The organism is Mesorhizobium album (assembly GCF_033977205.1).
Classification (GTDB): Bacteria; Pseudomonadota; Alphaproteobacteria; order Rhizobiales; family Rhizobiaceae; genus Mesorhizobium; species Mesorhizobium album.
In genome coordinates this window covers 168,170-180,435 of sequence record NZ_JAVIIW010000004.1, presented here as the reverse complement: position 1 = coordinate 180,435, position 12,266 = coordinate 168,170, and the positions used below count along the sequence as shown (strand labels likewise).

Below are 12,266 nucleotides of genomic sequence, written 5' to 3'. Positions count from 1 at the left end.
CTTGAATTCAGAACAGCTCGCGCACTCGGATGAAGGGGCCGCCCGTTTCCGCCGCACGGCGGATCTTCTTCGCCAGAACGTCTCCCAAAGGGAGCTGGCGGGTCAGCGTTTCGTGCAGATCGAACCCGTCCATGCAGATAATCGAGGTAGGCGCTCTGCCGAACGCGGTCAGTCCGTCATCGCTGAAGCCTGTGTGGCTGATGAACAGGCCGCGCGCCCACTTTGCCTTGGTCTGTACCTTGCCCGAGAAGGCATGAAGGTCGGCGATTCCGGAGAGATCGTTCTTCCATTTCGCTTCAAGCAGGTAGGTTTCGCCGTCAAGGGAAAAACTCCCGTCAATCTGTTCTCCCACCAAGCGAAAGGAAGCGTGCGGCGCTAGGCCGTAGGCATCAAACAATTCCCGAAGGAATTTCTCGAAAGCGTAGCCGCGCGGCTGCGGCTCCAGCTTGCTGACCTCGATCAACTGGCCGGCTAGCGAGGCAAGCTGCGCGGCCGTCGGCTTTCCCGGCGTCGCCTTTTCCTTCTGCGGAGGCGGGTCGCGCCGGGGGAGCATGCCAAGGAATGATTCATCGGAGAGTTCAGGTATGCGGAACGAAACGCCGCGCAGCAGCGTATTGAGGTGCTCGATCTCCTCGCGCATCAAAGGATCGTTATGCCCGCGCCGCCAGGTCATCGACTGGCGAACGATTGCGTTGATGAGCGGGCAAAAGCGGTTTCGCCTGTGCTCGAGCGTCATGGAGAGAAGCTGGACCAGCGATGGCAACTTGCTGCCGGGCTGCCAGAACTCCCCAACGCCAGCTTCATTTGCGGCCAAGGGGAATGATGTACGAGAATTGCCGCTGCCCGGAAGAAAACCGTAAAGCAGGTCGGCGATCTCGGTAACGGCAGTCACCTCTTTCATACCAAGCGGCATTTGCTAGTCCTTCGCATCGCCTTTGAGCGAGTACACCAACGTTGTCATAAGCCGAAGACGGCTGGTCTTTCCAGTCACCAGCTAAAGAGTCAGAGAGAAACTTTCGGAGCAGACGGTAGCAGAGAACGATAGCCGCAGTGGGTGCGCCCGACTTAAGCTTGCAGAGGCGGAAGTGAAGGTGCCTCGATGCAAGGTCGCGCGTGACTTGTCGCAGTCGCGACTGCCCTGCCATTGGAACGTCGTCCGGACATTCAGTCCATCAGAACTCCATCAAATATGCGTTGATTGTTCGGTTCATGGCGCGCATTATCGCGCCGGGTGGGGATATGGCGAAATTACCAGACGCTACTGATGTCGATGTTGTGGTGGAGATTCCGCCGCAGTTCGCGAAATACGCCGATGCCGCGATGCTTCGGCTGCAGGTGCTTTACCCTGCTTGCCGTCTCGCGAAGCAGAGCGGTGGAATATCAGTAAGTTCACCCGGCGGCCTTGCCGCAGATCAGTTTCGCAAAGACGTTCTTCACGCCGTTTACCGCGAGAAAATCTACTGCGAAACTCTGACAATGCGCCAGGCGCTCGTCGCTGCGGTGACAGCCCGATGAACGTCTGGCCGCTGAAGTTCCGCGAGATGTCAGACGGTTCGGTGCTGTTCTCCGACGACTCAGGTGAGTTTTTCAAGTCCAGCCACGTCTTCCTGGATCGGTACATCACTGACAATCTGTCCCCCGCCGACGAGACGTTCCTGAGAGAGGGAAATCACGGCTTCGACAAGGAGTTCGACCTTCAATGGACCTCTTTCGCCTACAGGTGGGCGCGGCGCCAGTCGAGGCCGACGAGAATGAATTACGTCATCGTCGTGCCGACGCTCCGCTGCAACCTTGCCTGCGGCTATTGCCAGGTTTCCCGCGCTGCCGAAAATGCCCGCGGGTTCGACTGGTCGGCCGAAATCCTCGCCGGCGTCCTTTCGTTTCTCGACGGACTTGAAGGTCCCGACGTCAAGATCGAATTCCAGGGCGGAGAGCCCCTGTTGCGGGTCGACTTGCTGGAAGCTGTCCGCGACTTCTGCCGGGAAAAGTTTTCCCAATCGCAGTTCGTCGTCTGCACGAACCTGCAGCGACTGGATTCGCGCGCATGGGCATTCCTGGATGCCGCCGACACCTTCATCAGCACCTCACTTGATGGAGACCCGGCAACGCATGAGCGCCAGCGCACGCACGGAAGCGAAGTCACCGATGCCTTCTTTCGAAACCTCGAGGCAGCCGTTTCCCGCTATCCGAAGGGAAAAATCTCGGCACTGCCGACGGTGGATGTCGCTGATCCGCCGGACTTCGAGGCGCTTCTCGACAACTACGAGCGCTACGGGATTCGGTCGGTTTACCTGCGCCCGATCAACCACCAGGGATTCGCGCGAAAGATTCGGCAGGGCGACAATGTCCTCGCGCGCTGGAATCGTCTCCATGCCGAATTCATCGACCTTTTGATCGCCCGCAATCACCGGACCGGACGCTTCATGGAAGAGTACTACTTCAGCCAGTCCCTCAAGCGTGTGCTCCGTTTCGACGCCGACAATCACGTCGACATACGGAACCCAAACTTCTTCGCCTCCGACTACGTCGTCATAGATTATGACGGCCGGTTCTACCCGACCGACGAAGCCCGAATGCTGTCCAGGATCGGCCGCATCGATCTCAGCATCGGCGATGTCGGGACAGGAATCGACCGGGCGAAGGTCGATATCCTGGATTCCGGGGCGTTCAACCACTTCGACCCTGACTGCATCCACTGCGCCTACCAGCCGTTCTGCGGGACGGACGTGATCGACGATATCTCCCGGTATGGCCGGATCGACGTTCCGCGGCCGGATACATGGTTTTGCGGTCGGCAGATGTCGATCTTCGACAAGGTGTTCGAGGTCCTTTACCGCAACGACGAGCCTGCCCGTGCCTCGCTGGCGGCATGGCTAGGCGTGGGTGGCTGGGACGGCAGCATGGCGCCGACGCACCAATGATACCCTTGCGCATTAAGGTAGAGGCAAACGCTGACCAGCCTTTCGTGGTGCGACTTCGCTCGTTTGAGGCCGATGCCTGGGAGCAAAGGACTGAACAGCTGAATCCTTTCGATGCGGCGCTGGAGCGCGTCGGCCCGGAAGGTGCGGACTACGTCGGCGAGGGCGGTGCGATACGAATCCTTGGCATCGACCCCTCCAAGGTCAACGGAGACGTCCTGCTAGTGAATCCGCGGCGCGGGACCGCGGACCGCCTCATTCGTAGCGCGTCGCATCACAACACCTTCCTGGTGACCGAACGATGCGACCAGGTCTGCCTGATGTGCTCCCAGCCGCCCAAGAAGCACCATGTCGACCTGTTCCCGCATTTCGAAACCGCGGCGCTGCTTTCTCCGGAAGGCGCGACGATCGGGATTTCCGGCGGGGAGCCGACGCTTTTCAAGGAACAGCTGTTCCGATTTCTGGAGCGCGTGCTCGAGGCGCGCCCGGACCTTTCCATTCACGTCCTGACGAACGCCCAGCATTTTGAAGAGGTCGATCGGCAGGCGATGGGCCGCATCGACCAGGGCAGGGTGGTCTGGGGTATCCCGCTCTATTCCCGGGATCCCGGCGTGCATGACGAAATTGTCGGAAAGGCGGGCGCACACGTACGGGTTTTGGAGAATTTGGCTGTGATGTGCCGTCTGGGTGCCCAGGTAGAGCTCCGCACCGTGTTGATGCGTCCGAACGCAGATGGGCTGCCCGACCTGGCAAGGTTCATCGTGTCCGCTCTGCCGTTCATCCGGACATGGGCTGTCATGCAGATGGAGAACATCGGCTTCGGGCGTATGAACTGGAAGGCGCTCTTCTACGACAGTTCAAAAGCCTTCGATGTTGTCGGCCGCTCCATCGATCTCGTGCGGAGCCGTGGGATCGACGCCTTGCTCTACAATTTCCCGCTCTGCACGGTACCGGAGCCATACCGCCATCTCGCGCCGGCCACGATCTCCGACTGGAAGCGCTCCTACCGGGAGGAGTGCGACGGATGCTCGTTGAAAGCTCGGTGCGGGGGATTTTTCGAGTGGCATCCAGCTAACCACGGATACAGCAACTTGGGGGCTATCCAATGAAGAAGCGGCTTTTCGCGATACCGTCGCTGCTCGCGGCGGGATTCTTGCCAGCCAATGCACATGCGCTGCCGGCCAAGCCAACATTGGACGGCGGCGTCGGAAAGGCGAAAACTCTCTTCGACATCTTCAAGCTCGACCACCTCTACACTCTGGCCGGGCATCGGAGTCACAGCAGCCATAGTTCGCATTCGAGTCATCGATCGTCCACGGGCGGCTATTCCTACATCCCGCCGGCGCCGAGCCAACCCGCCCCGCTATACAGCGCCCCGTCAACTTCCACGCCGACCTATCAGGCGCCCGCGATCGCGCCTACCCCGGCGCCGCTCAAGATGCTCCCGGGCAATGCCTACAAGTTCAAGGAAATCGTCCAGCAGGTCCAGTTCGCCTTGCTGGCGTTCGGTTATTACAGCGGCGAGATCGACGGCGAGATGAATCCCGAACTGAGGGCCGGGCTGCAGCGTATGCAGGCAGACTACTCGTTGAAGGTGACCGGGACGATCACGCCCGAGACGCTGACTGCGCTGAGGATTGAGGCGCGCTAGCGCCTTTTTGGGCGCGTTTGCAGCCGCAACCGATCTACGGGACTCGGCCATCGTAAAGAATTATTCTTTGAGCAAGACGGATTTGATCGGCTCGATCGCGATGATGATCAAGGAAGACATCATCGATCCAGAGACACCGAAGGCGCTGCCGGAATTGCAGCAGTTTGCGGATCTGGCGGGCGCCTGACTGCTGTCGGTGTTGTCGGCGTTGTCGCACCAGTCGCTCTCTCCGATGTTGTGGATTGCTTTGATCGACGTGCGTGCAGGAATTGAATGGGCCGTAAACCTTCCAAACTCGATGTCGTCCTCCCAAAGCGCCAGAGCTCGGCATTCCAGGTCACCGCTTTAGGCGTCGATCCCGCCGTTCATGCTGAATTCCAGAAGGAGGCATTGGCAGTCGCTAGGGAAGGTGCTGCGAAATTCCCAGGGCTGGTACAGGCGGTGCTGAACGAGCTTCGCGTCGTCGACCCCGTGGCCATCCTGGCCTGCTTCGCGAGCTACGGACTTCAGGTCCGCCTGGGACAGGATGGGAGGGAGATAAAGGCGCTCCCAGACATCCACCAGCACCACGCCGAGATCCTCCAGGCATTGTTATTGACCCTTCCGGCGACGGATTGGGGCAAAGGAGTGCTGCTGCCTCAGGCGCTACATTCCGTTCTGACGACCGTCCCAAAGCTTTCGGAGGCCTTTTTCGCTCAGCGCATCGTGGACAGCGAGGCCATCAAGGATGATCATGAAAAGCTCGCGGTGCGTTCGCTCCAGGAGAGGATTCGGCTGCACACGCACGGGGTGCGGAACTGGGGTTACAAGGGGGATGTGATCAAGCTGGCCGTCGATCTCTACGGCGCGCTTGATGCTGCCATGATCGCTCGCCATGGCTTCGGCGCCACTGATGTGATTGAGATCGCCCGGGCCGTCCTCGCCGAATTCGAACGGAAGCAGGGTGCCCACTGGGAGAAGGTGCGGACGATCATTCGAGCTTCCAGCGTCAAGAAGATGGCCGAGCTGTACTACACGCTAGTCCCCGATCTTGTCGGCACGGCCAAGGAATTCGTCGCGGGCCTCCCCGGCAATCTCACTCCGGAAATGTTGCGGCCCGCGATAATCGCGCACATGGACTTGCGGCTTGACCAGATCGCGCTTTTCAGGGCTGCGGAAATCTCAAGGCTTGTTGGGCGGCCAGAGGATGTCGTCGCCGCTGTGTTCCGCGCGCTGTCGTACAAGCCCGGCTCGCTCTCCGAGACAAAGCCCGAGCATCTCCTCCTCGACAATCCGGTGTGGGACAGGCCTGGTATCGAATGCGGAGACGCATTTTTCATACCGATCCCGCAGATGATCTTCAGCCATATACATCGCGTGATGGAGAGACTGGCGAAGGAAGCCGGCCTGCAAACGCAGCTGAACGAACGGCGCGCTGCGTTTCTGGAAGCTGAACTGGAGGCCGTTTTCAGAAAGGCTCTCCCCGATGCCGCTATCAGATCTGGGGTAGCCTGGAAGGAGAATGGCCAGCAATTCGAGACCGACTTGCTGGTGACGATCGACCGCGTGGTGGTGATCGCGGAGGCAAAATCGCACCGCTTGACGCCTCAGGGCCTGCGCGGAGCGCCCGATCGGATCAAGAAGCATGTCCGCGATATGGTTCTCGATCCATCAATTCAGTCCGAGCGTCTCGAAGAGGCAATCCTGGCCGCTCGAGCGGGCGATCCCGAGGCCATCTCCACCGTCAAGGCCCTAGGCATCGACCCGGACATGGCCGACCGCGTCATTCGCCTGTCGGTGACGCTCGATGACCTGTCGGTCCTGAGTTCAGCCGAAGGCGACTTCAAGAAGGTCGGATGGGTCCCTGCCGAACACTCGCTGGCCCCAACGATCCTCGTATCCGACCTTCGTTGCGTAGCCGACATCCTCGACGACCAGTTGCTCTTCCTTCACTACCTGAGCGAGCGGGCGTATTTGCAGAAGGATTACAGCCTTCTCGCGGACGAACTCGACTACCTGGGTCTATATCTCTCGACCGGGTTCAATCTGCGCCAATTGCATGATGAGATTTCCCTCTTCGTGCCAACCGGCATGTCCGCGCCGATCGACCGCTACTACATGGGCAGGGATAACGGGATCGAAGTGCCGAAGCCCACCATGGAACTGCGACCCCTCTTCCGCGCGATCCTGGCACGGCTCACGACGGTAAAGCCGCCGGGCTGGACGTTGATTGGCTTCCATCTGCTTTCATGCGCCGATCCCGCGGAACAGAAGGCCATCGAAAAATCTCTGATGAAGCTGCGCCATAACGTGCGGCGCAATTTCCGGGATCCGGACCACCTGTGCATTCTGCGCGTTCATCCTCCCGAAGACCGACAGGCGCGCGTCGTCTTCTACCTCTTTCCTGAACAGCACCGCGACAGCTATCGCCGACGGATGGAGAGTCTGGCAACCCGTGCGATCGAAGAGGACGGCCTGAATGCATGTGTGGTCTTCGCCCGCGGGGTCGAAACTTGGGGTCGGCCCTTCGAAGCCGTGCTTCTGTCGGAGCGCTCATAGCCGGAGTTTCGGTTAGCCGCTTGGATCCCCATGGCTTCCTGCGGTGGCCCGCAACTCTGCGGATTCGATCCTTGCTTCCAGCCAACGCAAGCTCTTGCGGAAACGGGAGTTCGAAGATGTCAGCGGAACCATTCCCCATAAAGCACGATCTTTTCCAACTGGGACGGAAAGGATTCGCTGTTCTCGAAAGCATGGTCTTCCCCTTGCCGCTCGACCGCGAAGGCGCCAAATACCGGGCGGCTCGCCTCACGATCCGAACAGGCGAAGCCCAGTACGCCGTATTCGCTGCGAACATGAACCTGGAAGCCGCAAAGGAACTTGCCAGCCTGCTGCCGCTTCCTCGTCCGGAACTTAACGGGCTGAAGCTTACTGCAGGCTTCGATGGCTGGCGCGGCTGGGGCGACCCGCTTGTAGCGGCTGGTCGGCTGCCGTCGCGTGATTGGGTTCTGCAGGTCGACGATCCTGGCGACGCTGCTGTTCAGGTCGACGACATCTTCACGCCGGATGGCCTCGATCGCATGACGCCGTCGAAGCATCCCAACGCCCAAATCGAAGACCATGTCGCCAAGGAATTCTACCGTGAACGAGTCGCGGAGAGTGCAGCCGGGGTCGTCCCTTGAAACCAGGTGTAGGATGGCCTCTCGGGGAACGCGTCCTGCACTCGAGGCGTAGCGTGCATTCAAGAGGCCAATTCGTAGGCCAGAACTGCACTTTGCGTCTTTCTGCGTTCACCATGCGTCAACGTCTTTCAGGTACGTAACTGGCGCAAGATTAGCTTTTTATGGCAGAAGATCGCAGATGCTTTCGGTCTATATAAAGCCGACGTTCGGCAATGCTATCAATGATTATGATTGGGAGATGTTTTCTTGGTTGTCGCAACTAATCGTTAATGAAGCCGTCAACAACAGAGAGGCTGACTTCAATAAGGGCGTGAAGATCGAAGACATTTCGGCGCCTGGCAAACCTGTGAGGACAATTCGCGCGGAGTTTGTGGATGTATATGGATCAACCATCACTGTTTTTGCTGCATTCGATGATGGGACTGAGAACGGTTCCGTGGTCATTTTTCATGCTACGGACGACCCGGCCGTTGTGATTCCACACCTGGATATGCATGAGCCAAACTATCGAGGCTAGATAAAACTACCAATATCGAGCTGCAATTAGCTGAGCTTCCGGTTGCGAGCGGCATCGGAAATCCTATACTGCCTATGCGTCCTTTCGAGAAGCGCTTCATGACCGTGCAAATTCTCGCAGGCTTTCGCTTCGATTAGCCAGCGAGACGCTGTGGCGCGCGGTGTCTACCTTCCTCGTGTCGGGCCACCATGTCGGCCACCTTGCTGGCATTGCCGTCTTTGAATCGCTTGTAGGCGTCCTTCATACCTACGCTCGCCGGACGGCCGACCACAAGAGCGAATAAATCGTAGTACGGCTTGAAGTGTTTCTTGTCCGCCTTGTATTTCCAAGACCACCGCCAGGCCCATTCGAAGTCGTGCCCGGGATCGTTCTGCGCGGTCACGGTTCGATCGGTCACGAACTTGAAGATGTGGTTGTTGCAGGTCTTCACGAACACCTGGAGCGCGTCGGCGATGTTGGCTAGTTCGTCTGTCGACGCCGAGAACAGGCCGCCGATAAGATGGTGGTGTTTCGACATGCCAAGGTCGTTGGCATTCTTGTTGCCGAGGTATCCGAAGCGGTGCACGCAGCAGTGCCGGACGTGGCAGATGCTCTCGTAGGTTCCAAGCGCGACTTCGATTTCGGTGGGAAGCTTCGACATGCCTATCTCGCCGAGGCGCGCCTTCAATTCCTTTACCGAGGCGAAGGAGTCTTCATACAGGGCCTCGGCGAGGGACTCGCGTGGGCGTTTCATGGCCACAGAAAAGAGCAACTGCTTCTGTCCAAGAGCTTCCATGGTCAGCTCGTCGATGTGAGCCAGCCGACTGAGTAAAGTTCTGAAATAGGTTTCGACCGCCGAGAGGTAACCCAACACAACGATGGAACAGAGTTCCGGCGACGGGTCCTGATCCACCGTCGCGCCGGCCAGGATGACGTTGATCGCGTTGGTATTCGCGATGAACTTGTCGATCGGACTCCAGACTTCACCGGTGTGTCTGAATAGCTGTGTCGTGTCGATGGAGGGAAGCGGCTGGACTTCGACCAGAGGGGGAATCGCGACCGCGGTCATGACATCATCTCGTCGACATACTCCTCGACCTTGGTGAGGATTCGATCAGAACGTGCCTGCGCGATCGCGGGGATCTTCCGGAGTGCGCTGCCCGGGTCTTGGAGAGCCCGCAGCGCCCCGACGGTACGTATGCTAGCGCTCTCCATCTTCGAGATCAGGAACGGAGTTAGGCCAGGCACGCCGTTGATCTGCATCGCCATGATGCGGTTGTAGATGAGTTCGTCCACCAGCTTCGTGCCGCAGTTCTGGCAGAACTTCTGTTTCTCGTTGCTCCTAGGCTCGCCACACGCCTGGCAGGGTGGCAGATCGAGCTTCAATGATTCCTTCATGCCCTGGTTCGCGAACACCGTCGTGAACTTGCGCCGCACGGGATGCTTCTCGTTCGGGCGCGAAATGAACTCGACGATGTTGCCAAGCGATGTACCGCGGTCGCCCGGCGAGAAGGCCCTCGCTGCGATGAGTGCGGCGAGGTGAGGAGTGAAGCGCCTGTATTGCCTCTCTGGCCCATGAGATACGGCTTCCTCCTTGTGGAGCAGCCCCGCTTCGGCCAGCAGGTCCACCATGCGGCTGGAGAGCGGATCGAAGTCGTCGGCCTCGATGCCGAGCACCGTCGCCTTTTCCTTCTTCCCCTTGAGTTCTTCGTTCCGGCGCGTCATGGCCAGGACCACGCCGTCGAAAAAGCTCTCGCCGACCCGTATCAGGGTCTTCAGTTCGACGACCTTCTCCCCAAGAGAGCGGAACTCGCGAATCCTGTTCTCTCGGTGTGACCGGATGACTTTCGTGACCGTGCTGGCGAGGCTCGACTTCGTCGGCTTGGCTGCCTGGACTGATCTTAACAGCGTGAGATAGGCGCGGGGGATGCCGAACGCAGCATACTGCAGAAGGGTGCTCGCTTCGGGTGTGATCCCGCTAAGGCCTTCTGGATAGCGGCGCTCCGCAATGGTCTGCATCATCGCGCCGTAGCCCGGGTTGTCGATCGCGGCCCACGCTGAAACGGTCCTGCCCTCATGGTCGGCATGGAACCGGGTTCCGAACACTGTGGTGCCGGGATAGACCGAGCATTTCGGCGCGATCTCCGGGGATTTGATCACCCGAAGAATATCCAGAAACTCCGTCATGAAGGCTGGGGATAGCGTGAGCGCTGCGTCGTCCAGCAGGAGGACTGTACGTGTCCGACCGCTTCTCGCGGCCAGGTCCGCAAGGACTCGTTTCACAGCTTCGACGGATAGCTTCCGATGCAGCATCTCGTCATCTGCGTCGAGCTGGAAGTTGCGCTCGAGAGCCTTAACGAGGTTGTCAAGCTGCTCGGACCCCACGCCAAATTCGACGCCAATGTCGTAGTCAGCGGGGCCGCCGACGCGCCTGAAGGTTTCCTGCGCTCCTTGAAGGATTCGAGCAAGTACCCAGGAGTGGAATAGCCCGTTGGCGTCTGTCCGTGCTCGGGACAGCGGCTCCAGGCTCAGGTAGCGGTTCAGAGACGTATAGACGCTGAATGGTCGATCCTTGTGGTCGACACATTCCAGCCATGCATATCGCATGAGATGGGTTTTTCCGCAGCCACGCGGACCGACGAGCAGCACCAGACCGCGCGCGCAGAGCACCCTTACGATCTCGTCGAACTGGTCGCCAGTCGCCGTGCCAGACTTGATGACGGTCTCCTCGACGTGGTCGGCACGCTCCTCGAAGGAATCGTCCAAGGCCTCGTCGAATTCCTGATCGTCCGCGTTCGGCGCTCCGGTCATGGCGTTTCGATCTCCAGGTCCAGGAGATCCTCCTTGTTCAGCATCCTTGCTCCAACGCCGCGAGACGCGCGGACAAGAGCCGCCTGACCGGCGTCGGACAAAAGGCCTCGGGCGACGGTATCGCGCCACGTAGCCGGCACGCGGATGCGGTAGATGCAATCTGTAATGATCGCTCGGCCGTGGGTCACGACGCAGATCTTCCTCTGCAACTCGCGATCGACCCGGGCTAGCAAGATGTCGCCAGGCTCGGCAATACGCCTGCCTGGACGGTCCTCACTTAGGCGTTGGCCAGAGAGACGATAGGCGAGGGGCGAATGCTGGTTGAAACCGTTCGTGTGGAAAATAGGTTCGCTACATTCGCGGGCTTCGGCCGACGACAGCGAGCCTCGCGTGATCTCCGCCTGGATGCCGCGCAACGTAAAGCCGTGCCTCACTACGTTCCTGATGGATCGGTAGAACCCGTAGTCCATCCGAAACTCGGCTGCCTCGGTTCCGACGGTGATCGGGGACGAGGTTCCGTCGACGTCGAGACTGCTGATCTCAACCGGTTCGCCCCGTCCGCATTCGTTCCTAAACACGATCACGTGCGCCTGTGCCTCGGTGCCTCTGAAAGACCCCCTCGGCAACTGGACAACTCGCATAACGCGGACACGGTCAAGCAATGCCTGTCGGATGGCGCGCGACCGTCGTGCGGACACGAGCCCGTCCGGGACGATAACCCCGATTTCGGCACCGCGTTCTGCTAGGCGGAGTATTTGTGCGATAAACATGATGTCGGAAGAGAGTGCCTCCGACGGAACCGCGTGCAGGCGCTCCAGACCGGCTTCCGCAAGGATCCGAGCGAAGCCGTCCCGCCAACGAATCCTTGTGTAGGGAGGGTTGCATACCGCGAGGTCGAAGCGCGGCCCGCCTACCATGTCGGGCAGATTCTCGTCGAGGACATCGGCCACCAAGTGCTCGTGCGCTTGATGGCCTGCAGAAGCCATGCCCAGCCGGATGTGTTGCTCGGCACCGAGGTCGACGTCTACCGTTTGGATACGGGCATCGACCCATCGTCTTGCGGCGGCGACCGTCAGCGACCCGCCACCCGAACCGAGGTCCAGGATCGAGCTCGCATGACGGCGATCGAACAGGCTGACGAACACCTGACCGATGACGGGATCGGTGTAGTACCGTCCCAGCGGATCGCTTTCTGTCCCGAACCCCTGACGCATGTCCCCCACTTACACACT

Annotated in this window: 10 protein-coding genes; 6 read left to right on the top strand and 4 right to left on the bottom strand. The window is 59.6% G+C overall.

What is annotated here, in order from left to right:
* Positions 1 to 7: 7 nt before the first annotated feature.
* A complete protein-coding gene (locus tag RFN28_RS05335; protein ID WP_320286326.1) occupies positions 8 to 913 on the bottom strand; it encodes a restriction endonuclease in 906 nt (301 codons plus the stop codon).
* A gap of 598 nt (positions 914 to 1,511) precedes the next feature.
* Here RFN28_RS05335 and hxsB point away from each other — a divergent pair.
* From hxsB to RFN28_RS05305, 6 genes are all read left to right on the top strand, one after another.
* Positions 1,512 to 2,921 carry a His-Xaa-Ser system radical SAM maturase HxsB gene (gene hxsB / locus RFN28_RS05330; protein WP_320286392.1) on the top strand — a complete coding sequence of 470 codons (1,410 nt, stop codon included), beginning with the start codon at positions 1,512 to 1,514 and terminating at the stop codon, positions 2,919 to 2,921.
* Positions 2,918 to 4,027 (top strand): His-Xaa-Ser system radical SAM maturase HxsC, encoded by a 1,110-nt coding sequence (gene hxsC, locus RFN28_RS05325; RefSeq protein WP_320286325.1) that lies wholly within the window; start codon positions 2,918 to 2,920, stop codon positions 4,025 to 4,027. Before hxsB ends, hxsC begins: the two co-directional genes overlap by 4 nt.
* Positions 4,024 to 4,569, top strand: a complete 546-nt coding sequence (hxsA, locus tag RFN28_RS05320) for a His-Xaa-Ser repeat protein HxsA (protein ID WP_320286324.1) — start codon at positions 4,024 to 4,026, stop codon at positions 4,567 to 4,569. Before hxsC ends, hxsA begins: the two co-directional genes overlap by 4 nt.
* Before the next feature lie 273 nt (positions 4,570 to 4,842).
* Complete coding sequence (locus tag RFN28_RS05315) at positions 4,843 to 7,107, top strand: hypothetical protein (protein WP_320286323.1); 2,265 nt, start codon at positions 4,843 to 4,845, stop codon at positions 7,105 to 7,107.
* Positions 7,108 to 7,310: 203 nt separating this feature from the next.
* The gene (locus RFN28_RS05310) at positions 7,311 to 7,727 is read left to right on the top strand and encodes a hypothetical protein (RefSeq protein WP_320286322.1); all 417 of its coding nucleotides are present in this window, start codon (positions 7,311 to 7,313) and stop codon (positions 7,725 to 7,727) included.
* Positions 7,728 to 7,905: 178 nt separating this feature from the next.
* The gene (locus RFN28_RS05305; RefSeq protein ID WP_320286321.1) at positions 7,906 to 8,244 is read left to right on the top strand and encodes a hypothetical protein; all 339 of its coding nucleotides are present in this window, start codon (positions 7,906 to 7,908) and stop codon (positions 8,242 to 8,244) included.
* Positions 8,245 to 8,377: 133 nt separating this feature from the next.
* On the opposite strand, the gene RFN28_RS05300 is transcribed toward RFN28_RS05305, so the two are convergent.
* From RFN28_RS05300 to RFN28_RS05290, 3 genes are read right to left on the bottom strand one after another with little or no spacing between them, the layout of a single operon-like run.
* Complete coding sequence (locus RFN28_RS05300; RefSeq protein WP_320286320.1) at positions 8,378 to 9,292, bottom strand: hypothetical protein; 915 nt, start codon at positions 9,290 to 9,292, stop codon at positions 8,378 to 8,380.
* Entirely contained in the window at positions 9,289 to 11,034 is a 1,746-nt protein-coding gene (locus RFN28_RS05295) for a hypothetical protein (RefSeq protein ID WP_320286319.1), read from the bottom strand. Before RFN28_RS05295 ends, RFN28_RS05300 begins: the two co-directional genes overlap by 4 nt.
* Entirely contained in the window at positions 11,031 to 12,248 is a 1,218-nt protein-coding gene (locus RFN28_RS05290; RefSeq protein ID WP_320286318.1) for an N-6 DNA methylase, read from the bottom strand. The genes RFN28_RS05295 and RFN28_RS05290 overlap by 4 nt, the downstream gene beginning before the upstream one ends.
* Positions 12,249 to 12,266: the final 18 nt, after the last annotated feature.